Consider the following 25,823-nt stretch of genomic DNA (forward strand, 5'->3'; position numbering starts at 1 on the left):
ACTAAAAAAGCCATCGTAGGCAAGACAAAAAATTCGTGCCATAAGAAATGATGGAAATTGGAAAATAATTGACGAAATTGCATATATCGATAGCGAATGGAGTTCCTATGATAGGAAAAGGAATATTCGGAATTTTTGGAAATAACACTACCTAAAATATCATTATTATGTCATTGACCCTGTCAAGTATGATGGATTTAGGTGCAAAAGCACCTGACTTCACCTTATTGAATACCATAACGGGAAAACAAGTCTCCCTTTCAGAATTAAAATCGGACATTGCCACCGTTGTTGTATTCATTTGCAACCACTGTCCGTATGTACATCACGTAAATCCAAAATTGGTGGAGGTGGCCAAAACCTATCAAGCGAAAGGAATCCGATTCATTGCTATAAGCAGTAATGATATCGAAAACTACCCCCAAGATTCCCCGGAAAATATGACCAAGGTGGCCGCAAAAGAAGGCTATCCCTTTCCCTATCTGTACGATGCTACGCAGGAAGTCGCAAAAGCCTATAAAGCGGAATGTACCCCCGATTTCTATGTTTTTGACGAAAATATGGAATGCGCCTATAGGGGGCGTTTTGATGAATCCAGGCCGGGAATGGGGCAACCGACCGGAAAAGACCTATGCGAGGCCCTGGATGCTTTGTTGGCCGGCAAAACGGTTTCTTCCGATCAAAAACCGAGCATGGGGTGCAATATAAAATGGAAACAATAGTTTATTAGGGCCCAAAACACGAATACGGACCATACCTTCGAAATCCATTTAACAACCTTCCCCAAAATGGCAGGGCATAGCCTTTTCTGGGTGGTATGAATAAAGGGGTTCTGCTTTCGTCTTGTTGGCATATGTATTCAATTCACATACTTTTTCCGCGTTTTAGCACTATGGATCGATAGGCTATATGAAGAAAATCCCAAGAACAAAAAAAGGGCTCGCATACCAAAATAGGTAAGCAAGCCCCTTTTCAAATCAACAACTAAACCTCCTAATTCAAGGAAACCAATAATTTATTTGCCACCAATTCGGATGAGGTCGGATTTTGACCCGTGTGCTATGAATACGCCATTTTGACGATTTTCTCCACTTTATCAGGGGAAAGGTCTTGATGTTCCCCTAAGCCCAACCAACCTCGATCGGTAAATCGTTTCGCGATTTTTTCCGCAGTACCTTCATAATCCTCAGTATAATCGGAAAGCTTGGTCCCTATACCCAATTCCTTGAAAAAGGCTTCGGTTTTTTCTATGGCCGCATACGCCTTGTCTTCCAAACCTCCCTCGGTAATATCCCATACACGCTCTGCATATTGGGCCAACTTTTCTTTTTTGGCCTCAAAATTGAACTTATAGTGACTAGGTGCAATAACCGCCAAGGTACGTGCATGATCAATACCATATAATGCGGTCAATTCGTGTCCCATGGCATGTACGGCCCAATCTGTAGGCACCCCTTTTTGGATCAACCCGTTTAAAGCCATGGTACAGCTCCACATAAAATTGGCAGTAGCTTTATAATCCGTAGGATCCTTTAAGACCTTAGGCGCCACTTCTATCAAGGTCTGTAAAATACTTTCGGCGAAACGATCTTGCAACAAAGCACCAACAGGATAAGTCATATATTGCTCCAAAACATGGGTAAACGCATCGGTGATACCATTTACCAATTGCCTTTCCGGAATTGATGCAATGACCTGTGGGTCCAAGATGGAGAATCGGGGAAATAACCCCGGTCCGCCCATGGCCAATTTCTCCTTCGTTTCAGCCCGGGTGATCACGGCTCCGGAATTCATTTCAGAACCTGTTGCCGGCAAGGTCAATACCGTACCGAAAGGCATTCCTTTTTCCGTTCTGATATTCTTGGTCAATATGTCCCAAGGGGTATCGCCATCGTAGCAGGCGGCCGCAGAAAGAAATTTGGTGCCATCGATTACAGAACCACCCCCAACAGCCAATAAAAAGGTGATGTTTTCATCTTTTATCACTTTTAGGGCGTTCATTAAAACGGCGTATTCAGGATTTGCGGGTATCCCTCCGAACTCGATGGTATCGATGTTGGCCAAAGCGGTCTTTACTTGGTCATAAATTCCGTTTTTCTTTATGCTTCCCCCTCCATAAAGTAATAATACTTTAGCATCGGCAGGAATTTCTACTGAAAGTTTTTCCATCGTATCCTTACCAAAAATTATTTTGGTCGGATTTTTAAATTCAAAATCATTCATTTTCTTTTAATTTAAACCCTAACAATCATTTTTCCCTTATTTTTCCCTTCGAACAAATCGATGAACGCATTCGGTATATTATCGAATCCATCGACAATGGTTTCCGTATAGGTTAGTTTTTTCTCTGCCAACCATTCCGACAATTGCTTCATGGCCTCGGGAAACTTTTCGCCATAATTCGAAACTATGAATCCTTGCATTAGGGCACTGTTTTTCACGAGGAAGGGCTGTACACTAATGCTTTTCGGTAATTCCGTTTCATTGTAGACCGAGATGGCCCCACATATGATGATTCGTGCAAATCGGTTGATGTTGAACAATACGGCATCCGATATCGGTCCACCAACGTTGTCGAAATAAATATCCACCCCGTTTGGTGCCTCCTTGGCGAGGTCGGCTTTGATATCCGTGCTCGTATTGTAATTAATACCGGCATCAAAACCGAATTTGCCTTTTAGCATATCGATTTTTTCATCGGTACCTGCAATACCGATAACCCGAAGACCTAGGATTTTACCTATTTGCCCTACAACGCTACCTACCGCCCCGGCCGCTCCGGAAACCACCAATGTTTCCCCCGCTTTAGGTTTCCCTATTTGTGTCAACCCCAAATAGGCCGTCAATCCCGTCATACCCAGGATTCCCAAATATGCGCTAAGAGGGGCTTTATCGGCATCCACTTTTACAAGGCCTTCCCCTGTGACTACTTGTTTGGTTTTCCAACTGAGCAAACCTGAGACGAAATCCCCTGCTTCAAAGTTCCTGTTTTTAGTTTCGATGACCTTGGCCACAATCCCCGATTGTATGGGTTTATTCAATTCAAATGGGGGAACGTATGATTTGGCATCGCTCATTCGGCCCCTCAGATAAGGATCGACTGAAACGTACACGGTTTCCAAAAGGACCTCACCTTCACTGAGTTTGAAATCGGAATCCTCGGTTACAAATTCAAAATCCGACATCGAAGGCTTACCTTCAGGTCTTTGCTTTAATAAAATTGTCTTTTCCATATTATTTTTAATCTATAACCGTTACCAGATCCTCTGTAGGTTTTCTGACCTTGACAAGGTTTACCAACCAATCTTGATCCTCTTGTCGGTATCCCAAGGGCAGAAGTACGGCACTACGAAGCCCTTTCTCCCTTAAACCGAGGATCTCATCTACTTTTTCAGGTTCGAACCCCTCTATCGGAGTTGCGTCAACGCCTTCAAAAGCAGCAGCTGCAATAGCCTGTGAAAAGGCGATATAGGCCTGTTTTGCGGCATGGTTGAAGTTTTCCTCTGCATCTTTTTGAGGATAGGAGCTCAATAGCATTTGACGGTAGTTCTCCCATCCTTCATTTTTGAATCCGCGCAGCTCATTGGTCAAATCGAACATGTAATTGATTCGTTCTTCGGTATAGGTATCCCAAGCCGCGAATACCAAAAGGTGTGAACAGTCCGTGATTACGGATTGGTTCCAGGCTACCGATTTTATTTTTTCCTTGATTTCCTGATTGGTGACTACGAAAATCTCAAAAGGTTGCAATCCACTGGAAGTCGGTGCCAAACGTGCTGCTTCCAATATCCGATCCACTTTTTCCTGTGGCACTTTTTTTCCGTTCATTGCCTTAGCGGCATATCTCCATTTCAGTTTATCCAATAATTCCATTTTTTATTTGTATTTGTTAATTGTTATATATGAGGTATTCAATCTTACATTTTTATACTGTCCCAAGCCGCTTTATAAGCTTCATCGAGATGTGATCTGTTTATGGCACAAGCTCCCCGCTGTTGCATGATCATCAAAAACGACAACGGATTTATGGCGTAGGCATACAGTAGATAATCGGAAATCGGTTTGATTACCCCTTCCTTTTTCCCCCGCTCCCATAAGGCCAGCAAGGGTTGTAGGTGCTTAATCCCTTCCTTGCGACTGGGTTCATCGACCATGGGCGTATTATCACATTGGGCCAGAAAAAGGGCCTCTTCACATTGATTCAATTTAAAATCGGCAATGCGTCTCCAGATTACTTCAAACCCTTCATTAACCGACATTTCATCTGAATACGTGGCAAAGGCATAATCGGTAAAAGCACTTTTTACCTCCAAATAGGCCTTATTCACCAAATCTTGCTTGTTTTCAAAATACAAATAGATCGTAGCTGGGGAGACCCCGGCCATTTTGGCGATTTTGCTCATGGGGGCCGCATGGAAACCATCGTTGTTCACAAGGTTGATGGTCGCCTTTAATAGGGCATTGCGCTTATCTATACTTTTTTGAAGTTTTGCCATCGTTATTGAATTTCCCCACAAAGATATACATAAATGAACGTTCATTCTTTTTTTTAACAAAGAATTACAAATCATCGTTTTCAATCCATTTAAAGGGGGTGACGCATCCCTACTGTATTCCGCTGACCCTTATTCCATTAAAACAAAAACCTGCAAACCTGAATACCGATTGTTGATAAATCGACCATTCGGAATTTGTTTCCCTTTGGATAAACCTATTACTTTTATCCGCTTTTTAAGACATGGAAAAACTCAAAATAGGCGATAAATTATACAATACCAAGCAGGACGGGTTCACCGATTTTGTACGCTATTCTTTCTCTGAAGTGGTCGCACTCACCAAAACGTTGGCCGTATTGAAAAATGGGGTAAAACTTATCAACCAACCCAAGGAATCGTACATCACCGAGGATATTGGCTATTCCGTTAACCGTAAAAAGGGGGTACACTGGCATTTGGTATCCCTAGAGGCCATTCGCAAAGCACAGATCGAAAACGAAAAGATCGAAGCCCAAAACTGGTTTCAAAACAAGGAATTCTCCTTAAAAGAGAAGGTATGGATCTACAAGCAATTCAAGGAATCGGAGCGATAGGATTTTCCATTATGGCTGACATCAGGCCGTATTAAAGAAATTTTTCATACTTTCATCGGGTTGTCCTTAAATACATCTATCAGAAGGGCTTTCCAAGTAGTATCCATATGTCAAGGTCTCAGGTAACCGTATCCCTTTTTACGCCCAGAAAAAGTAGGGGAGGAAGTACCCTAAGCATATTCATGGCAATTCCGGATAGGTTCAACCCAAAAAACAAAAATGATTAGATGTGGATGGTATTTGGTAAGGGCTAATATCCATACTTTCTTTTATATTTTGTATACTTCATACCATGAGTGGGTTTATCCTAAACGATTTTCAATTAAGTTCGTAAAATGAAAAAAATATTGATTCTGTTTTCACATCCAAAATTCGAAAGCTCTAGGGCCAATACGGCTTTGGTCTACCCTATAAAGGACAAAGCAGGGGTAACCTTCCACGACCTATACGAACACTACCCTGATTTTCATATAGACGTACCCGCGGAAAAAGAATTATTAAAGCAACACGATGTCATCATCTGGCATCATCCTTTATATTGGTTCAGCTGTCCGCCTTTAATGAAACAATGGATGGATATGGTGTTGGAATATAATTGGGCCTATGGTCCCAAAGGCAATGCCTTGGAGTCTAAAATATGCTTGAATGTGATTACGGCGGGAGGGTCACGTGATCTTTACTGTTCGGCTGGCACCAATACCTATTCCGTGAATGAATTTTTAAGACCCTTTGAACAAACCGTTAAATTATGTCGAATGGCATTTTTACCCCCCTATGCCGTCATGGGAACCTACCGATTGAAAAATGAAGAATTACTGCAACATGGCCGTCAATATATGGCCTTGATCGATTTGTTGCAAGGGAACGTCGCTATTGACGATTTAAAAGGTTATGCATTCCTCAATGATATTCCCCAACTTAAAATGGACTAATTTATGACCGGAAGTATTCTTTTTCAAGCCATTGTTTTTTTAGCGGGTGCGATCATTTGCGTATCCATCGCCAAACGTTTGGGACTAAGTTCCGTTTTAGGTTATCTCTTAGCGGGTGTCTTGATCGGCCCTTATGTTTTGGGTTTCATTGGCGAAAGTGGTCAGGACATTCTACACTTTGCCGAATTCGGGGTAGTGGTCATGTTGTTTTTGATCGGCCTCGAAATTGACCCCATGAATTTCTGGAAAATGCGAAAAACCATTCTTGGAATGGGTGGCATTCAAGTCACCATGACCATGCTGCTTTCATATGCCCTGTTCTTGTTTTTGGGTTTTGAATGGAAGGTATCCCTGGTTTTTTCAATGGCAGTTGCCCTTTCGTCCACGGCCATTGCACTTCAGACCATTAAAGAAAAAGGACTGATGCAAACTACCTTCGGTACCTCGTCTTTCTCGGTTTTACTCTTCCAGGATATTATCGTGATTTTCATGTTGGGTGCCATTCCCTTATTATCCAGAACCGAAACCGGAGTTGTTGAAAATCACAGTGAACACGCCAATCTACTAGACAATTTACCTTTGGGGTTCCAGACCTTGGCAATTATTTTATCGGTCGCATTGATTATCGTTGCCGGTAGGTTTCTCATCGTGCCCATGCTGCGTAAAGTAGCCAAGACCGGGGTAAGGGAGTTGCTTATTGCCGCTGCTTTTTTAATCGTATTCGGCATTTCATTTCTTATGGAATATGTAGGGCTGAGTCCGGCCTTAGGGGCTTTTTTAGGTGGTGTGGTGCTTTCGAACAGTGAATTCAAACATGAGTTGGAAAGTACTTTGGAGCCTTTTAAAAGCTTGCTGTTGGGACTGTTTTTTATGGCCGTGGGGGCATCGATTAATTTTCTTGTAATTGCCGAAAGTCCGTTGACCATTGGAGGTCTACTCATCGTGATCATTCTCCTAAAGGCCCTTGTATTGTTTATTACGGGACATATTTTCAAATTAAAACTTGACCAAAAGATATTGTTCACTTTCAGTTTGGCACAAATCGGTGAATTTGCCTTTGTGCTGCTCTCTTTTGCATTTAACCTGAACATCCTCGATAGGGACCAAATGGATATGATGCTGGTGATAACCGCACTAACCATGACCTTGACACCGATTATCGGAATGATCAATGAACGTCTGGTACTGCCAAAAATCGGAACCAAGGAATCGATACAAAGACCTATGGACCATATTGCCAAATCCCAAAAAATAATCCTTGTGGGGTTTGGCCATTTTGGAAATACCGTGGGCCGATTTTTAAGGTCCCATGGGGTAGAGACCACCATTTTGGACCACGACTCCAATCGTGTCGATTTCCTTCGGAAAATGGGATTTGAAGTCTATTATGGGGATGCCACACGATTGGACCTATTGGAATCCGCAGGAATCGCCGAAGCTAAAATACTGATCTGTGCCATTGACAATCCGGATGCTACCCGAAAAATAACGAACATCGTAAAATCCAATTACCCCCATGTTGAACTCATGATCCGCGTTAAGGACAGATATGAAGCCTATGAGCTGTTGAACATGGGGATAGACAACATCTATCGTGAAACGTTGGAAACCTCATTGACCTTGGCCAAGGATGTCCTAAGTAAAATGGGCTTCAGAAAGTATACTTTGAACAGGCAGGCACATAAATTCATCCAGTATGATGAAAGTATCTTAAGACGATTGGCCAAGGAACCCAAAGATGAAAAAAATTATATATTTAAGGCAAGACAGGAATTGGAGCAACAGGAAAAATTCCTTAATAAGGATTTGGAAAGAGGTATCGTCGCATACGACCAACATTGGGATAGTGAGGCTATCCGGGAGACCTTGCAAAATAACGAAGAAAACACATAAGCCTACCTTTTTCCCTTACAAGGTATCCGATTGACGCATCGAACGTTTTTCCCACCTCTAATATGTATACATGAATCCTTGAAATGTATACTTCGGCATCAAAGTATCGCAGTACTTTTATACCCTGGAAATTCAGGTATCCGATAAAATCCATAGTACGATGTCGCTGAAGGTTTTTCCGGATTCAAGACAAAAATAATATAAAGGGCATGACAACTTTCATTACTATAGATTCAATCACCAAGGCCCATGAATTCTTGGGTTTAAAGGCTCCAAAACATCCTTTGGTCTCTGTCATACCCGTTGAGGAAGTACCCTTTGAAATGGATCTGGGTGCTATACGTCTTACGTTGGATGTATACGTTGTTAGCTTAAAGGAAGGGGTACACTGCAATTTCGGTTATGGACGGAATTCGTATGATTTTACCAATGGTACCCTACTTTTTACCCAACCGGGTCAAGTATTGACCCCCGAAAATCCGACCATTACCGAGAACCCCAGTGGATGGATGCTTATGTTCCATCCCGACCTTATCCGAAGGTCGGTCCTTGGCAGTGCCATCGAAAACTATTCATTCTTTTCCTATGAGATTTTTGAAGCACTCCACCTTTCTGAAGAAGAAAAACAGACCGTTACGGATCTAATACACAAAATCGAGAAGGAAATTCAACATCCAATCGATAAGCACAGTCAAAAATTGATCATTTCCAATATCGGATTGCTTTTGGATTATTGCATGCGCTATTACGATCGGCAGTTTTTTGTCCGCACCGATTTAAACAAAGATCATGTGACCGAGTTCGAAGCCTTGTTGAAAGCTTATTTTGAGTCGAACAAACCCATGGAACTTGGACTGCCTACGGTTACATATTGCGGGGAACAACTCCATATGTCCCCCAATTATTTAAGTGATCTATTAAAGAAAGAAACCGGAAAAAGTGCCAAGGACCACATTAATGCATTTATCGTGAACAGGGCCAAAAACAGGCTTATGGGCAGCAAGGATTCCGTAAGCGAGATTGCCTACGACCTTGGATTCGACTATCCACAACATTTCAGTACCTTATTCAAAAAGAAGACCGGAATAAGTCCGGCAAAATACCGAACCCTGAACTGATCCCCATTGAAACGAATTCTAAAATTCATTAAAAGAATGACCCTAGCCATAATCCTCCTTATAACCGCATTGGTTGTCATATACTTTTTGTTCACCGCCTATTACCCATCTTTCGGTGGTGAGGTTTCCAAAGAGCTTCAATTGCAATATGCCACATCGCCCCAGTTCGATCGTGGGAAATTCGTGAATACGCACCGCGTTGACCTGGGTATGGGCTTTTCGGAAACCATTTCCCTGGCCCGTAAGTTCTTTTTCGAAAAAGTGGAGAACGGTAGACCGGAAAACGATCTTGCAGTGCGAAAAATAGACGCTGCGAACATTGCCGATTATGCGAGTCCGACCCGCTTTGTTTGGTTTGGGCATTCCGCTTTTTTGATCCAAATGAACCACAAGAACATCCTATTGGATCCCATGTTCGGCGATGTCCCTGCACCACTTCCCATTTTAGGGGGCAAACGTTTTTATCCGGAACTGCCGATTGAGATACAAAGCCTACCGCAAATCGATGCCGTTTTGATTTCCCACGACCATTATGATCATTTGGATTATGGGTCCATTTCCATGTTAAAGGAAAAAGTGGAAACATTTTACACCCCTCTTGGCGTTGGGGTGCATTTGGAAGCTTGGGGGATTTCAAAAGATCGTATTGTTGAGCTGGACTGGTGGCAAGAAACCACGCTTGGAGAGCTGCAGTTTGTCTGTACCCCAGCGAGACACTTTTCGGGCCGAAAATTCTCCAATGGTCAAAGCACCCTTTGGTCTTCATGGGTCATTCGTTCTACAGCCGAGACTATCTATTTTAGTGGGGATAGCGGATACGATGGCCATTTCAAGGAAATTGGGGATAAATACGGACCTTTTGATTTTGCTATGATAGAATGTGGCCAATACAATGAATTATGGCCCGATATCCACATGTTCCCGGAAGAATCGGTACAAGCCGGGATCGACCTAAGGGCAAGCAGGATCATGCCGATTCATTGGGGGGCCTTCAAACTGGCGTTGCACTCATGGACAGATCCCGTACAACGGGTAACCAAAAAAGCAAAAGCGTTGAAGGTACCGATAATCACCCCTCAAATAGGGGATGCCTTTTTATTGAAGGAAGCGCATATCGAGAACCAGGATTGGTGGCACTGAAAATTGCCCTGTCGTTTGCTTATCACACTTCGGATAATGCATTCCCATCACCGTTTGGATTTTTGAACTTCGTAAAGGCCTTAAACCAATTACCGTTCAAAACAAAGTTTACAACCAAGCGGATGTCAATTCTCATAAAACACAATTTTTTATGATAAAAATGGTAAAATCATAAAAATGTTAAATCATCTATGTTTTGGTCAGGGCATTAAGTAACTTTAGCTATAACCAAACCATAATAAACAGTAATGAAAACCCAATTACGTCATTTTTTCCTATCACTATCCTTCTTAGTGGTCCATAATTTATTTTCCCAAGATTTTTCAGCATTTCAATTCAGGACCGTTGGTCCGGAACGGGGAGGACGTGTCACCACGGTAACAGGCACTCCGCTATTACCCGGGACCTTCTACCTAGGTGCTACGGGCGGGGGAATTTGGAAATCCGAAGATTATGGAACTACCTGGAAAAATATCACCGACGGTTATTTTGAAACCCCTTCCATAGGGGCTATTGAAATTGCCGCCAACGACCCGAACATTATTTATGTGGGTACGGGTTCAGACGGACTCAGAAGTAATGTTATCAGCGGAAAGGGAATGTATAAGTCCATTGATGCAGGTAAAACATGGAAACATATCGGTTTACCCGATGCCGGACAAATAGGAGCCGTGGAAATAGACCCCACCGACCATAATATCGTTTGGGTAGCTGTCATTGGAAACGCCTTTAAGGCCAATAAAGAACGGGGCATCTACAAAACCATTGATGGAGGTACTACCTGGGAAAAAGTCCTTTTCATTTCCGATCAAGTAGGTTTTGCCGATTTAGAGCTGTTGCCGGGCAATCCGAATATCGTATATGCCACAGCATGGAAAGCAGAGCGGAAACCATGGACCATCATTTCTGGGGGTACTACCGAAGAAGGCGGAATTTACAAATCCATAGACGGGGGCAAAAACTGGATTAGACTGAAGGAAGGACTACCACAGGGTTTGATCGGAAAAATAGATTTAGCCGTTACCCCGGCTGACTCCAGTATATTATATGCCGTTATCGAAGCCCCGGATGATGAAGGTGGTGTTTACAAATCGGTGGATCAAGGTAAGACCTTTGTCCAAACCTCCAGTAATAAAGGATTGGTCAACCGACCTTTTTATTACACCAATCTTGAAGTAGACCCAACAAATCCCGACATCGTATTCTCCAACGCCAATCCATTGTTGAAATCCACAGATGGGGGTAAAACTTGGAAGCGCATGAGCGTACCCCATGGCGACAATCATGATATATGGCTCAATCCCAACAATCCAGACCTGCTCATTCAGGCCAATGACGGTGGGGCCAATGTATCCCACAACGGGGGTAAAACCTGGTCTACCCAATTCAATCAACCTACAGCGGAACTGTATCAGGTAGAAGTGGACGACCAATACCCTTATTGGCTCTATGCCGGACAACAAGACAATTCGACCACCATTGCGGTGCCCAGTTTTCCTCCTTATGCCATTCAGGATGACGGTCGGGGCTTTATCATTAATACCGGAGGTTGTGAAACGGGACCCGCAGTCCCAAAACCCGGGAACCACAACATCGTCTATGCCAACTGTAAAGGTAGGTTCGGGGTTTTCAACAAGCTGACCGGAACAGAAAAGGCGTATTATGTAGGGGCGACCAATATTTATGGCCATAACCCGAAAGATTTAAAATATCGTTTTCAACGGGTATCCCCCGTGCATGTGTCCCCACATGACCCAGATGTAGTCTACCACGGATCCCAATACCTTCATAAAACGGATTCTGACGGGTATTCCTGGGAAACCATTTCTCCCGACCTTACGGCTTTTGAAGCCGATAAACAGGTGATTTCAGGGAGTCCCATTACACGGGATATCACCGGAGAGGAATATTATAGCACCCTATATTCCATCCAAGAATCGAAATTGGTGAAAGGGTTGATTTGGACGGGATCCAACGATGGGGTAGTCTCGGTTACCAAAGATGGCGGTAAGACCTGGAAGAACGTAACCCCTAAAAAACTCCCCAAGGGAGGAAGGGTAGAATCCGTGGCCCCGTCACAATTCGATCCTGCCAAAGCCTATATTGCCGTTGACAGACATTTATTGGGAGACCCTAAACCGTATTTTTATAAAACCAATGATTATGGTGAAAGCTGGGAACTACTGAGTGTGGAGGGTGATGGAATTCCTATGGATCATACGGCCCGAGTATTGCGTGAAGATCCCGTACGTGAAGGTTTGCTTTTTGCAGGTACCGAATTCGGTCTTTTCGTTACATTCGATGAGGGGGAAAGTTGGAAACCATTTCAACAAAACCTTCCGGTTACCCCCATTACCGATATAAAGATATTTCGTGGCGATTTAATTTTGAGCACCATGGGCAGGGGCTTCTGGATCATGGATAATATTACCAGCCTACGTCAATCACAGATCACACGCTTAAAAGAAGAGTCCGTGGTTTTCCAACCGGATACCACCATACGGTACCGATATCCGAAGATGCGTACCACCCAATTCCCTAAATACCCGAGAACGGCCGTATATATCGATTACTACGTGCCAGAGGGAACAAAAGAAGGCATCTCCTTAGAGATCCAAGATGCCAATGGCACCCCTATGGTGACGATTTTCAGTGATAGCGCTTTGGTCGACAGTAAAATAGAAGAGGAGGACATGAACCTTAGCAGCACCTTTCGATATATAGACACCAAGCTCGATGGCCAACCGGGACTCCATCGTTTTGCCTGGGACCTAAAACAGAAAGGCCCTTGGGATAAGGATCCTAAGAAAAGGTTTAAAAATGGTCCTATGGTAGCCCCTGGAAGCTACAAGGTAAAATTGACCGTAAACGGAAAATCGACTTTTCAGGAATTTGAGATCGTCATGGATCCAAGAATCGAGGCCCAAGGTGTATCCGCAAGTGATATCCAAGAACAAGTGGCCATGCAGAACAAAGTCATCAACTTATTATCCGATGCCCGGAAATTGCAGGCAGGCCTCGAGAAAGAGGCTAAAAAGTCGACAGGAAAAAAAGGGGATACAACTACGCCCCAGTCGATAGCCCTTGACACCCTTTTGAAAAAATTAAAGAATGACGAAGGTGCCTACCCGCAACAAATGTTGGTTGCTCAGATTACGTATCTGTACTATATGATCGGGCAGGCCGATCAGCTACCCGGACAAGATGCAAAAGACAGGTATGAGGAATTGACCATGGCTTTTAATGGGATAAAGCAAGAGGCGGCTTCGTTATAAAGATTATCGAACCTAAAACTGGATGGTTTTGGCAAACTCCATAAAATAAGTTTCAAAACGTTTCAGTTTTGGGTTCAATTTTTCCGAATATATCACGTACTGACATTTCTGAATACTTTGTGTGATGGAAATAATTGCACTTGAATCCGATTTCTGGGTTAAAAAATCAGCGTCGTCTATGCTGAAAATCTTTAATTGTGAAGTACTTACCCCATTCATCAAAAACAATTTGTTCATTGTTTTTGGGGTGGATATAAGAATATCGACACCTTCGAAAATCTCTGATTTCTGTATATCTATATGCAGTTCTTCATACCCGACATAAACACGAAGCGAATTATACTTGGTAAACCCTAAGAAAGCTTGGTACACTTCCAGGGCCCTTTCTTTATTTTCCACTAGAACTACTGCGCGTGGGGCATTCCCGACCGCTTCACATTTTAATTTCTGTAAAGTGGTAAGAATAAGGGTAGTTGTTTTCCCCCCATCCTTAGGTGCCGTACAAAACACATTGGCTCCACTTTTTATTACGGGAATACTGTTTCGCTGAAAAGGGGTAGGGGATGCTATCTCGAGCTGTTCGAGGGTCTCTTTTATATTGGGATGTAATTTCTTAAAAGGCATGAAAAGGTAAAAGTTAAAGTTTAAACTTACAATGTATGATAAGCGGGACAAATATACCACCTTGAAATGGAAAGAGATTCCCTTTGTAAAATAGTTACTTTTATCCACTTTGGACCATTTGCGTTTTCATGGTTGTTCCGGCCAAAATAAAAAAGCCTGTTTTACGCTAAGTGGTTCAGAATAAAGGTGTAGTTTCGCGCCTCGTAAAAAAGACTATGAAACGTATAAATCAATATAAGAAGCTATTTGGTGTAGAAAAGGATATCGATCTTAAGACTTTAAAGACCACATACCGTAGGTTAGTAAAGGAATGGCATCCTGATAAGTTTCAGGAAGGTGATGCCCAACGGGAAGAGGCTGAAGTACATAGTCGTTCTATTATTGATGGATACCATTTTCTGGTAAGCATCGCCCCAGAAACCTTGGCTGCAAATCGAGACGCCTATACTGAGACCATCTCCAATTCAGGAATTGCGGAGTTTATCCATAACGGATTGGTTTTGGAAATCACTTTTTCTGATGGAACGACGTACGAATACTTCGGGGTTACCAAACCTATTTATATAAAGATGTTGAATGCCAACAAATTGAATCGATTCGCAAAACGCTCCATCTACCCCAAATACACGTACAGAAAATCAAAACGGACCCTTCAGGAAGCTTAACTGCGGAGTAAACATACTCCGCTAAGGCGCATTTTACAGCCTTAAAAAAGAATTAGTACGGCTCTTTACACGATTGCCCATTTCGTGTAGTTATCTTTGCGCAAATCCACTACATTATATGTCAAATCTATTTTCCGATTTAGGAATCAAGGAACAACTTCTAGAAAGTCTAGCCGAATTAAAGATTTCCGTTCCTACGGATATCCAAAAAAAGACCATTCCGATACTCTTGAACCAAAAAGAGGATGTCGTCGCCTTGGCAAAAACGGGAACCGGTAAAACGGCAGCGTTCGGACTGCCTTTGTTGCAATTGATAAACCCGAAAAATGCGGATGTACAGGCGCTTATATTGGCCCCTACACGGGAATTGGGGCAACAGATTTACACGAACCTCGTTTCGTATGCATCCAACGGTCCGGCCATTTCCATTGCTTCCGTTTGTGGTGGAATTCCGATAAAACCCCAAATAGAACGCTTAAAAGAAACGACGCATATTATTGTGGCCACGCCTGGTCGATTGATAGATCTGATCCAGCGTGAGGCCGTCAGCATTGGAAAATTGAACTATTTGGTCTTGGACGAAGCCGATGAAATGGTCACGGCCTTAAAGTCCGACTTGGATACCCTAGATGCCCTGATGCCCAAATCGAGAAGGACATTGTTGTTTACTGCTACCATGCCGGGAACCGTAAAACAATTGGTACAAAACTATATGTCGAAACACGTAGTGCACTTAGAGGCCGATATGGCCCAAATGGGTCACCAAGGAATCGATCATACCTATATTGTGGTAGCACCTATTGAAAAATTGGAGGTCTTACTTCATTTTCTAAATAGTAAAGAAGGGCAACGGGGAATCATTTTCTGTAAGACCAAGGCAGCTGTGAATAAATTAGCCAAGAAATTGGCCATTAATAAATTCCCCTCCGGCGCTATTCATGGTAGTCTCACCCAAGGCATCCGTGATCGGATCATGGGGCAGTTCAGGGAAGGATACATCGATATTCTCGTGGCAACCGATTTGGCGGCCCGTGGTATCGACGTAAAGGAAATTTCCTATGTGGTCAATTACCATCTACCGGATACGTATGAAGCCTATGTGCACCGAAGTGGCCGTACGGCAAGGGCAGGGGCAAAGGGACTTTCGTTAAGCATCATACAAGAAGAGGAACTTCCTGATATTCCCGAATTCGAAAAGGAATTGGGACTGGTTTTTTTCGAGTTGAAAAAGGAGAGTGAAGCAGATCGGGAAGAAATAAATTTGGTGCTGTGGGCCAAGAAAATATTCAAAACCAAGCCCAACCGTACGGTTTCCGGGGAAACCAAAGAGAAAATAAAGACCATTTTCCATCATTTGACCAAAGAGGAATTGATAGAAAAAGTACTGGCCGATCATTTGATGCACGGTACCACCCATGCTAAAACCGAGGGCTCCCAAAAGAAATAAACCCTATGGCCAATACGATACGAAATCAACGGGATATTTTGGATAAGTTACGGATTCCCGCATTGAACCCGATGCAAAAGGAAGCACTCGAGGTAATCGAAAATACGGCGAATACCGTATTGCTGTCCCCCACAGGTACCGGAAAGACCCTTGCCTTTTTATTACCGCTTATCGAAACCCTGGATCCCGAATGCACTGAAGTACAAGCCCTAATACTAGTGCCTTCACGGGAGCTGGCCATACAGATTGAACAGGTCGTACGTAATATGGGTTCAGGTTTTAAGGTGAATGCGGTGTATGGGGGTAGGCCCATCGCCAAAGATAAGATCGAACTGAAACACACACCTGCTATTTTAATCGGAACCCCTGGTAGGATCTCGGACCATTTTGGTGGTGGCCGTTTTTCAAAAACGCATATCAAGACCTTGGTTTTGGATGAGTTTGACAAATCGTTGGAAACCGGTTTTGAGGGAGAAATGAGTGCCATCATCAATCAATTGCCAAATCTTGAAAAACGTATTCTTACTTCCGCTACACAGGGTGTTGAAATTCCAGCTTTTGTACAATGTATCGAGCCTACTTTCATTGATTATCTAAACACCAAAAAGGAATCCGGATTGATCATTAAATCGGTCGTGTCCACCGACAAGGACAAATTACAGACCTTGGTTAATTTGCTTCACCACATTGGCAATGAACCCGGAATTGTTTTTTGTAATTTCAAGGACAGTATTGAACGTGTAAGTACCTTTTTGGATAAAAACCATATCCACCACACCTGTTTTTCAGGGGGAATGGAGCAACGGGATAGGGAACGCTCGTTGATCAAGTTCAGGAACGGTACCTGTCAAGTCTTGATCGCGACCGATTTGGCGGCTAGGGGAATCGATATTCCAGAATTGAAATACATCATTCATTATGAGCTTCCCAGGGCCGTTGAAGAGTTTACCCACAGAAATGGCAGAACGGCCCGTGTAAACGAAAAAGGAACCGCATATGTATTGCAATGGGAAAAAGAATACGTACCCGGGTTTATCAAAGACGTGGAGACGGTGGACATTTCCAATAAAACGCCCCATAAACCCCTACCGAACCCTCCGAATTGGGAAACCCTCTTTATTTCAGGCGGCAGAAAAGACAAGATTTCAAAAGGTGATATTGCCGGACTCTTCTTTAAACAAGGCGGCATCAATAAAGACCAATTGGGTGTAATTGAATTAAAACAGGACTGTGCCTTCGTAGCCGTTCCCTTATCCATCGCCAATAAATTGGTTCAAAAACTGAATAATTCCCGCTTAAAGAATAAAAAAGTACGCATTACCGTATTGTAAAAAGTAAGGGGTATTATATAAGAAACAGCACTTTTAACAACTCCTTGGTAATGTTTCTGGTAGCGTATCTTATTTTTGCAAAAATTATATTGGAAGTACTACAGTGGTTTACCACTTATATCCATATCGCCAATGCTCCTTTTTAAATTGAAAAACTTTTAAGATAAATATGGAAAGAAGTCCTAAACTAAGTGCCAAAAAGTCTAGAATAAGATTGCTCCACCAATACTATTCCTATACTGGTTTTTACGCATTTATCAAATCCAGTTTAGGTAAGGTCATTGTACCCATATCCTTATTTATCATAGGATTATGGCTTGTTCATTTGTATGTGATCGATTTTCACGATCTATTTACCTCGATTACTACTACGTATAGTCCTTTGATTATTTTAAGTGTTTTCCTGGCCACAGAGTCGCTTTTGGGCTTGGTACCCCCGGAAATCTTTATAGCATGGGCCGGTAAGACCAATACTCCCATTGTATATTTATCGATACTTGCGCTAATATCCTACCTTGGGGGCATAATTTCTTTTTTTGAAGGCAAGGCCATTTCGAAAGTCCCTTCGATGAAGGCTTATTTTGAGGTGAAAATGGCAAAACATATGAAAATGATCCGAAAATGGGGGGGATTCCTCATTATCGTGGGAGCCTTATTACCCATTCCTTTTGCCATGACGAGTATAGCGGCCGGACTCATACATTACCGATTCAGAAATTACCTGCTCTTCGGTTTGTTGCGCTTCGTACGGTTTTACCTGTATGCCATCGTCATTTTCAACATCTTTTAAGGTAGTTATCCTTTAATTTCCTGCAGAATACCACCTTATGATTTCTTCAGCTTCCGTTAAATAGGAGCAAAGAAGTCGTTAATGGGTATTTGTTCCCCAATCAAGGAAATATTCCTAAATGCCGTTCTATCCCTTATTTCGCAGGCATCGTTTTAAGGGGTACATTACTTTAAGCCAACACCATAACCCAATTAATCTTACAAAAGAAAGTATTCACGAATTTAAACAGGACATTTTAGTCCGTTTTAAAAATATCACTATATTTGCACCCGAAATTTATGATTTTTTGATTCTAAAATATCACATATAGGGTTAAAGGGCTTTACGTATCAACGAAGAGTACATACGGTAAGTCGCCACCAACCACGATATTATTGGGCATAGGGAAAAAACTTTTGAAAAAAGAAAAACAATACTTTATAAAAAGATATAAAGGTCTTTTTATCCTTTAAAAATCACTAACGCCAATACCCTCATTGAGTTAGGGGGCCAATAAACAGAAAACAATGAATGGAATTTTTAATGCCAATATATATGAAAACAACCTTGACAACCAAAAACGAATACTACAGCAATGAGCGACCACCCCTTGTCATATCGCTAAATATCAATCTAAAAATCAACTAAACAAAAGTAGAAGCCCGAAAAGGGTCAGAACTGAAGCTTAAACCAATTATTAAAAGAAAAACAACAACCATGAAAAAAGTTTGGATAGGATTTTCCAGTGTAGTAATACTTTCCTTTATTGCCCTGATATGGGTGGGTACCGAAGTATATCAAACACAACCGCCGATACCGGAAACAGTAGTGATTGCCGAAACCGGTGAAACGGTCTTAACAAAAAGCGACATACAAATAGGACAGAATGTATGGGAATCGATAGGGGGCATGGAAGTAGGTTCCATTTGGGGCCACGGAAGTTATGTAGCACCTGACTGGACGGCCGATTGGATCCATAAGGAAGCGGTTTTTATGCTCAACGCCTGGGCAAAGAAGGACTATAATTCCACCTACGACGATTTGGATGTGGAGCGTAAGGCAGCCTTAAAAGCCCGTTTGATCAAAGATATAAAGACCAACACCTATAACCCTGATAATAAAGGTATAACAATTTCCCAAGCCCGTTTTGACGCCATTGCGAATAATTCAAAACACTATGCGGATATCTTTTCGAACGGACACGAAAAATATGCGATTCCAGAAGGTGCCTTGGTAGACACCGAAAAGCTGGCACAGCTAAATGCCTTTTTATTCTGGACGTCATGGGCAGCAAGTACCAATAGACCCAATAAGGAGTATACCTATACCTCCAATTGGCCGCACGAACCCCTGATCGACAATACCATTACACCCGATTCACAAATATGGTCAGGATTTTCGATTGTACTTCTATTATTGTTCATTGGGGCATTGAGCTATTATTATATTCGAAACCATGAAAAGGGCGATGCGCTATTGCATCCAGAAAATGACCCCTTGGACAAGCTCGTACTTACAAAATCACAGAAATCCGTTTTAAAATACTTTATCGTTATTTCCTTGTTGATCGCACTTCAGGTGGTTTTGGGGGCTTTAACCGTACACTATACCGTTGAGGGACAAGCATTCTTCGGATTCGATTTATCCAGTTTTTTACCCTATTCCATCACAAGGACATGGCACACACAATTGGCCGTCTTTTGGATTGCTGCCACATGGTTGGCAACAGGATTGTTCCTAGCCCCTATGATCAGTGGTAAGGAAATGAAATTTCAGGTTTTCGGAATCAATTTCCTATTCATAGCCCTATTGGTCATCGTACTCGGCTCGCTATTGGGGGAGTGGTTGGGCATCCATCAATTTCTGGATTTAACCACCAACTTCTTTTTTGGTCACCAAGGGTATGAATACATGGACCTTGGAAGATTCTGGCAGATTTTCCTAGGCATCGGTTTGGTATTATGGGTACTTATGGTGGGTAGACACGTCTTGTTTGCCATTCGCAAGAATGACGATTCAAAACATTTATTGATCATCCTTTTGATCTCTGTGATCGCTATCGGCATGTTCTTCTTCTCCGGATTAATGTATGGGGAAAACAGTAGTTTACCGGTAATCAATTATTGGAGATGGTGGTTGGTACACCTTTGGGTAGAAGGATTTTTCGAAGTTTTTGCCACGGTGATCATTGCTTTTATCTTCTTGAGGATGAAAATCCTTTCGGCAAAAACAGCAGGAAGGGCCTCCATTGCCTCGGCAACTATATTCTTGGCAGGAGGAATCATCGGAACACTGCACCATTTGTACTATTCAGGGACCCCTGTACAGGCTATCGCTTTAGGGGCGACATTCAGTGCGCTGGAGGTAGTACCCCTTACCCTAATGGGCTTTGAAATACGTGAAAACTGGAATTTGTTGAAGTCCAAGGAATGGATCCAAAATTATAAATGGCCCATATTTTTCTTTATAGCGGTAGCTTTCTGGAATATGGTAGGCGCAGGGGTGTTTGGCTTCCTGATCAATCCCCCGATTGCCTTGTACTACATACAAGGATTGAACACCACGGCGGTACACGCCCATACGGCTTTATTCGGTGTATATGGTCTGTTGGGAATGGGATTCATCATCATTTGTTTGCGATTCTATTCCGATAGGGTGTGGGATTCCATAAAACTTAAAAGAGCCTTCTGGTGGCTGAATATCGGATTGGTTGCCATGGTCGTTTTGAGTTTGTTGCCGGTAGGGATCATACAAGCCTATACTTCGATTACTAAAGGATATTCTTTTGCCAGGGATGCGGAATTATTGTATTCACCAACCGTACAGACCTTAAAGTGGTTACGTATGATCGGTGATGTGATCTTTTCTGTCGGAATATTTTATTTCTGCTGGTTTACCGTACAGGAAACGATCTATTGTCTCAAAAAAAGAAATTAAAACGAATCGGTCTAGGCCATTTTTCCTGTGCTGAAGGTTATTGGCTGTAAAAAGAAAAGGGGACGTATGTTTTTATACGTCCCCTTTTCTTTTTATTCCTTTTTTAAGGTTTACAGAGGATTCCAAACGCTCGCAGGAGGGGAAGATACCAAGGGAGGATTCACAATAGGGGTTTAACCCCATTGAAAATAGGGTGTTGTTGTATTTCATCCATTTTTTAACGCCATCCATAGTAGTTCATTAAAAATTAACACCTATTTCCATACTATAGTTTATATTTATAAAATATCTATAAGTATAGTGCCCAATGATACCCGGTACAGCCCCTGAAAGGAATACTGTGATACGATAGAATACGGTCATGCTTTTTACTTATCGATGCTTTTTATTGTAAATTGATGGTCTAAAAACCCTAACAATCCGTAGTAATCATGCATGCATATTTATTTCCCGGCCAAGGCACCCAATTTCCAGGGATGGGTAAAGCGCTGTACGAAAAATCACAATTGGCCCGAGACTATTTCAACAAAGCCAATGCCATTTTAGGGTATTCGATTACCGATGTCATGTTCGAAGGATCGGCGAAAGACCTGAAACAAACTCAATTTTCACAACCGGCCATATTCTTACATTCCTATATTCTCACCAAAACCCTTGGCGATGACTTTAAACCCGATATGGTCGCGGGACATTCTTTGGGGGAGATAACCGCTTTGGCCGCCGTGGAATCGTTGGACTTTGAATCAGCTATGATACTTATTTCAAAGCGCGCATCGGCCATGCAAAAAGTCTGTAAAAACGACAAAACGGGGATGGCAGTCGTGGTTGGATTGTATGATGTTATCGTTCAGGATATCTGTAAACAAGTAGACGGCATCGTTGTACCGGCCAATTTTAATGCGCTGAAACAAGTCGTTATTTCAGGGGAAAAGAAAGCTCTAAAGGAAGCATGTGACAAATTGAGGCCTGCCGCCCATGCCATCATAGATTTACCGGTTAGTGGAGCCTTCCATTCCCCCTTTATGGAACCCATTGTTGAAGAGTTCAGTAGGGCCATAGCCGAAACGGAATTCAAAAAACCCAAATGTCCGGTTTATCAGAATATCGCTGGGCGTCCTTGTAGCGATATTGAAATGATCAAGAAAAACCTCATCGATCAATTGACGCATCCCGTCATGTGGAGACACACAATACTTCATATGGAAGAGGATGGGGCCACTGAATTTACAGAAATAGGTCCAGGGAATTTCTTAAGGGGACTCGTGCGTCACATTCATAAAAATGTGAAAATCAACGGAATTTCTTGATCCTTTACCTACTTTTCAAACTAATTACTTCATAAACAAGTCCTTCTTCAGAAGAAATTTCCCATAGCCGATAATGCCTTTTACAACTTATTCACAATACGCATTTCAGAAATGAAATGGAAAAATTAATTTTAATAATTCTTAAAATGTTATTAGTTTTAAGGAATATTCTAATTATTATTCAAAGATCAACCAATAAGTGATGAATAAAATTCAATGAAAATAAAATTTTGTTGAATTACCCTTAATACACAAAAATCCAAAAAATGTACCCAAAAGGCATGCCCCTTTAAAAAAGCCTTTGGATATCAAACCTTTAGCAAATAACCGAAATACACCCACCAACCATGACACAACGCAGAAAATTTTTAAAACAAGGGGCCATGGCCATGATGTCCTTGCCCTTAATGTCATTCGACCCCAAAAAAGATTGGTCCCTAGAACCCTTAAAACATAAAGGGTTGAAGGATGAGGGCTATTGGAAAATGGTACGTAAGCAATTCCCTCTAAAAGAAGGACAGACGTATTTCAATAATGGGACCATGGGCCCCACTCCGGGTTATGTGTTGGATAAAATGTTCGATCATATGATGCATTGGAATGTCGAAGCGGCTACCGTGGATTATAAAAACGGTTCAGGTCCCGTTCTCCTTACAGGCTATTTCCCGTATGAGGGTTTACGTATCAAACTAGGCAAGATCATCAATTGTGATTTTAAGGAAATCTCTTTGACTCAAAATGCCACTTTTGGCATGAACTACGTGGGCATGGGACTCGATTTAAAGAAAGGGGATGAGTTGCTCAACACCAATCAAGAACACGGTGGTGGTTTCGGGGCATGGCAATTATTGGCCAAACGTAGGGGATGTGTGTACAAACAGGCCACCATTCCGGAACCGGCCAATGACCCTCAAGAAATAGTTGATGCCATTTTTAAGGAGGTGACCCCAAAGACCAAAGTTATTGCCGTTCCGCATATGGTTTCGGGTTTTGGAACGGTTCTACCGGTAAAGGAAATCTGTAGTGAGGCCAAAAAGCGTGGTATTTTTACCGTTTTGGACGGGGCACAGTGCGTGGGCCATATTCCCGTCGATGTTAAGGACATTGGTTGTGACGCCTACTATTCGAGTTTACACAAGTGGCTTCTGGCCCCTGCAGGTAGTGGTTTGCTGTATATCAATAAGGAGGCATCGGAAGCTATTTGGACCACCATTGCCAGTTATAACTGGGACAACCACGATGACCCTGGATTCCGTTTAATGCAAAACGGCACGGGTAATGCCGGACTTTTGGCCGGGTATGAAGCGGCGGTGGACTTCTTTAACACCATTGGGCATGATCTATGGTTGGGCCGTATCAAGGAACTTGGTATGTACTTAAGGAACGGACTCAAACCCATGAAGCATGTTACCATTTATTCCTCCACCAATGAGGAAATGGCGGCAGGTATCACGACCTATGGGGTAAAAGGGATGACCGGACCGGAGCTCCAAGCTTATTTGTGGGAAAAAGAACGTTTACAACCCCGATCAGTAGGCAGTGAGATGCTGAGACATTCGGTACATATCTATAACTCGAAAGAAGAAATCGATAAGGCATTGACCCTGATTGCAGGTTTGGGTTGATATTCTGGCCGGGGTTACCCGTATTTCTACCTAAACCACCATACAACCATGCGACTTTTCTTTTGTCCCTGGGACATAGGTATGATATGGTAGTCCGCTTTCGATTTCGTTAGCTGTTTTTCAATCCTTGGGAGATTATCGGCCTTGGAAACCAAACTGGAAAATACCCTTACCCGATCTTTAAATTGAATACTTTCCTTTATCAACCTTTTAATGAAAAGAGCTTCCCCTCCATTACACCATAATTCATTTGCCTGTCCCTCAAAATTTAGGGCCAAGTCCTCTTTGTCATAACTTCCCTCCAATTTAGTGCGCTTTCTTAAAGCACTTTTTAGGGCTTCTTCCTTAGAACTATGGAAAGGTGGGTTACAAACCGTAAAATCAAATAGTTCATCGGTCTGTATTATATTTTTGAACAGAAATCCTTTATTGACTTGATGGCGAATCGCTATCAAATCTTTCAACGCTTTTGTTCGCTCCACATTCGTTCTGGCGATTTCTACCGCTCTGACATCACTTTCGGAACCGACCATTTTCCATTTGAAGTGTTGTGCCCCTAGGATGCAATAGATTCCATTTGCCCCTGTACCTATATCCAGTCCATGCAATTGTCGATCCCCTGTAATATTCAACTTATCATGTAGAAAATCACGAAGGTGCAAAAGATAATCCAATCGCCCGGGAATGGGAGGAATGAGATACCCTAAGGGCAAATGATATTCCTCCAGGTTAAAATCGGCAAGTAGTATCGCCTTATTCAATTCATAAACAGCCGAAGAAGAACCAAAATCTATGGTCTCTTCCCCATTGGGGTTGAAAACAATGTGTTGCTGTAACATAGCGTCATGTCCAGACAATTTCTTCAGATCATATCTGCCATGATATGGGTTATGTGCATGCATGAAGGCAAAGGTATGGCATTTAAAGATCAATCCATGCCCTAATCCAAATGCAACAAACAATCCAGGATACCCCATTAAGTCTTTAAAAAGTAGGGGATACCGCTGATTTTTAAGATTTTCAACTAATTATTCTTTGAGCCGATATAAAGCCCTTACCTTTGCCGTCAACTTTAAATTAAGTCAAATAATTGTAAATTAAGTTTATGGGTAAAGTAAAGGCCAACGATACGGTCAAAGTACACTACACGGGAAAATTGGGTAACGGTCAAATTTTTGATAGCTCTATAGACAGGGAGCCTTTAGAGGTAACCTTGGGACAAGGAGCTTTGATACCTGGTTTTGAAAAAGGCCTGATCGAAATGGAGGTCAATGAAAAAAAGACCATTAACATTGCAAAAGAGGAAGCGTATGGAGACGTACAAAAAGAACTTTTTCAACGGGTCAATAAAGAAGATCTTCCAGAAGGCATTGTACCCGAAGTGGGCATGGGGCTTGTAGCCAAAAATCCAGATGGTAGTGAGCAGCCCTTGCGTATTGCCGAAGTAAACGAAACCGATATTGTCATTGACGCCAACCACCCTTTGGCCGGTCATGATTTGACCTTTGAACTGCAATTGGTCGAGATCAAATAAATTCGACAGGATCATTAAAATCTGAATATTTAAAAGGAAGGTGAATTACCTTCCTTTTTTTGTTTCCCATAATCAACCTGATCATTACAAGCCCCTCCCTTTAAAAGAAGGGTATTGCTTTCTTTCCCCAAAGTTCG

22 protein-coding genes are annotated in these 25,823 nt (G+C 42.3%); 15 read left to right on the forward strand and 7 right to left on the reverse strand.

What is annotated here, in order from left to right; genetic code table 11:
* The first annotated feature begins 167 nt into the window (after positions 1–167).
* On the forward strand, positions 168–722 hold the full coding sequence (locus tag PHU20_RS01405; RefSeq protein ID WP_274823548.1) for a thioredoxin family protein: 555 nt from the start codon (positions 168–170) through the stop codon (positions 720–722).
* A 337-nt stretch (positions 723–1,059) separates the two neighbouring features.
* On the opposite strand, the gene PHU20_RS01410 is transcribed toward PHU20_RS01405, so the two are convergent.
* Genes PHU20_RS01410 through PHU20_RS01425 form a run of 4 tightly spaced genes read right to left on the reverse strand, consistent with a single transcriptional unit; the run spans position 1,060 to position 4,496 of the window.
* On the reverse strand, positions 1,060–2,223 hold the full coding sequence (locus tag PHU20_RS01410) for an iron-containing alcohol dehydrogenase (RefSeq protein ID WP_274823549.1): 1,164 nt from the start codon (positions 2,221–2,223) through the stop codon (positions 1,060–1,062).
* Between the two features lie 11 nt (positions 2,224–2,234).
* The gene (locus PHU20_RS01415) at positions 2,235–3,233 is read right to left on the reverse strand and encodes an NADP-dependent oxidoreductase (RefSeq protein ID WP_274823550.1); all 999 of its coding nucleotides are present in this window, start codon (positions 3,231–3,233) and stop codon (positions 2,235–2,237) included.
* Between the two features lie 7 nt (positions 3,234–3,240).
* Positions 3,241–3,873 carry a nitroreductase family protein gene (locus PHU20_RS01420; RefSeq protein WP_274823551.1) on the reverse strand — a complete coding sequence of 211 codons (633 nt, stop codon included), beginning with the start codon at positions 3,871–3,873 and terminating at the stop codon, positions 3,241–3,243.
* A gap of 44 nt (positions 3,874–3,917) precedes the next feature.
* Positions 3,918–4,496 carry a TetR/AcrR family transcriptional regulator gene (locus PHU20_RS01425; protein ID WP_274823552.1) on the reverse strand — a complete coding sequence of 193 codons (579 nt, stop codon included), beginning with the start codon at positions 4,494–4,496 and terminating at the stop codon, positions 3,918–3,920.
* Positions 4,497–4,738: 242 nt separating this feature from the next.
* Between PHU20_RS01425 and PHU20_RS01430 the strand changes: the two genes are divergently transcribed.
* The 6 genes from PHU20_RS01430 to PHU20_RS01455 all read left to right on the forward strand — a co-directional run bounded on the left by PHU20_RS01430 (position 4,739) and on the right by PHU20_RS01455 (position 13,447).
* Positions 4,739–5,089, forward strand: coding sequence for a pyruvate kinase (locus tag PHU20_RS01430; RefSeq protein WP_274823553.1), 351 nt, complete (start codon positions 4,739–4,741; stop codon positions 5,087–5,089).
* Positions 5,090–5,424: 335 nt separating this feature from the next.
* Entirely contained in the window at positions 5,425–6,021 is a 597-nt protein-coding gene (locus PHU20_RS01435) for an NAD(P)H-dependent oxidoreductase (protein ID WP_274823554.1), read from the forward strand.
* A gap of 3 nt (positions 6,022–6,024) precedes the next feature.
* Positions 6,025–7,914: a monovalent cation:proton antiporter-2 (CPA2) family protein gene (locus PHU20_RS01440; RefSeq protein ID WP_274823555.1), complete on the forward strand. Its 1,890-nt coding sequence runs from the start codon at positions 6,025–6,027 to the stop codon at positions 7,912–7,914.
* A gap of 209 nt (positions 7,915–8,123) precedes the next feature.
* On the forward strand, positions 8,124–9,032 hold the full coding sequence (locus PHU20_RS01445; protein ID WP_274823556.1) for a helix-turn-helix domain-containing protein: 909 nt from the start codon (positions 8,124–8,126) through the stop codon (positions 9,030–9,032).
* 36 nt (positions 9,033–9,068) lie between these two features.
* Entirely contained in the window at positions 9,069–10,172 is a 1,104-nt protein-coding gene (locus tag PHU20_RS01450; RefSeq protein WP_274823557.1) for an MBL fold metallo-hydrolase, read from the forward strand.
* A gap of 248 nt (positions 10,173–10,420) precedes the next feature.
* Positions 10,421–13,447: a VPS10 domain-containing protein gene (locus tag PHU20_RS01455; RefSeq protein WP_274823558.1), complete on the forward strand. Its 3,027-nt coding sequence runs from the start codon at positions 10,421–10,423 to the stop codon at positions 13,445–13,447.
* Between the two features lie 12 nt (positions 13,448–13,459).
* Here the strand turns inward: PHU20_RS01455 and PHU20_RS01460 are convergent, their stop codons facing one another.
* Positions 13,460–14,071 carry a DEAD/DEAH box helicase gene (locus PHU20_RS01460; protein ID WP_274823559.1) on the reverse strand — a complete coding sequence of 204 codons (612 nt, stop codon included), beginning with the start codon at positions 14,069–14,071 and terminating at the stop codon, positions 13,460–13,462.
* A 215-nt stretch (positions 14,072–14,286) separates the two neighbouring features.
* Between PHU20_RS01460 and PHU20_RS01465 the strand changes: the two genes are divergently transcribed.
* The 5 genes from PHU20_RS01465 (at position 14,287) to PHU20_RS01485 (ending at position 21,220) form a co-directional block, all read left to right on the forward strand.
* Positions 14,287–14,736 (forward strand): KTSC domain-containing protein, encoded by a 450-nt coding sequence (locus PHU20_RS01465; protein WP_274823560.1) that lies wholly within the window; start codon positions 14,287–14,289, stop codon positions 14,734–14,736.
* 118 nt (positions 14,737–14,854) lie between these two features.
* Positions 14,855–16,183, forward strand: a complete 1,329-nt coding sequence (locus tag PHU20_RS01470; RefSeq protein ID WP_274823561.1) for a DEAD/DEAH box helicase — start codon at positions 14,855–14,857, stop codon at positions 16,181–16,183.
* A 5-nt stretch (positions 16,184–16,188) separates the two neighbouring features.
* On the forward strand, positions 16,189–17,514 hold the full coding sequence (locus PHU20_RS01475; RefSeq protein WP_274823562.1) for a DEAD/DEAH box helicase: 1,326 nt from the start codon (positions 16,189–16,191) through the stop codon (positions 17,512–17,514).
* A gap of 169 nt (positions 17,515–17,683) precedes the next feature.
* A complete protein-coding gene (locus tag PHU20_RS01480) occupies positions 17,684–18,304 on the forward strand; it encodes a YqaA family protein (RefSeq protein ID WP_274823563.1) in 621 nt (206 codons plus the stop codon).
* Positions 18,305–19,000: 696 nt separating this feature from the next.
* Positions 19,001–21,220: a nitric-oxide reductase large subunit gene (locus tag PHU20_RS01485; protein WP_274823564.1), complete on the forward strand. Its 2,220-nt coding sequence runs from the start codon at positions 19,001–19,003 to the stop codon at positions 21,218–21,220.
* A gap of 72 nt (positions 21,221–21,292) precedes the next feature.
* Here the strand turns inward: PHU20_RS01485 and PHU20_RS01490 are convergent, their stop codons facing one another.
* Positions 21,293–21,451 (reverse strand): hypothetical protein, encoded by a 159-nt coding sequence (locus tag PHU20_RS01490; protein ID WP_274823565.1) that lies wholly within the window; start codon positions 21,449–21,451, stop codon positions 21,293–21,295.
* Positions 21,452–21,651: 200 nt separating this feature from the next.
* On the opposite strand from PHU20_RS01490, the gene fabD reads away from it, so the two are divergent.
* Positions 21,652–22,527 (forward strand): ACP S-malonyltransferase, encoded by an 876-nt coding sequence (gene fabD, locus PHU20_RS01495; protein WP_274823566.1) that lies wholly within the window; start codon positions 21,652–21,654, stop codon positions 22,525–22,527.
* Between the two features lie 347 nt (positions 22,528–22,874).
* On the forward strand, positions 22,875–24,152 hold the full coding sequence (locus tag PHU20_RS01500; RefSeq protein ID WP_274823567.1) for an aminotransferase class V-fold PLP-dependent enzyme: 1,278 nt from the start codon (positions 22,875–22,877) through the stop codon (positions 24,150–24,152).
* Between the two features lie 26 nt (positions 24,153–24,178).
* On the opposite strand, the gene rlmF is transcribed toward PHU20_RS01500, so the two are convergent.
* On the reverse strand, positions 24,179–25,054 hold the full coding sequence (gene rlmF / locus PHU20_RS01505; RefSeq protein ID WP_274823568.1) for a 23S rRNA (adenine(1618)-N(6))-methyltransferase RlmF: 876 nt from the start codon (positions 25,052–25,054) through the stop codon (positions 24,179–24,181).
* Between the two features lie 203 nt (positions 25,055–25,257).
* Between rlmF and PHU20_RS01510 the strand changes: the two genes are divergently transcribed.
* Complete coding sequence (locus tag PHU20_RS01510) at positions 25,258–25,686, forward strand: FKBP-type peptidyl-prolyl cis-trans isomerase (protein ID WP_274823569.1); 429 nt, start codon at positions 25,258–25,260, stop codon at positions 25,684–25,686.
* Positions 25,687–25,823 lie beyond the last annotated feature (137 nt).

This window comes from Maribacter polysaccharolyticus, from assembly GCF_028882255.1.
In the GTDB taxonomy this organism is placed as follows: Bacteria; Bacteroidota; Bacteroidia; order Flavobacteriales; family Flavobacteriaceae; genus Maribacter_A; species Maribacter_A polysaccharolyticus.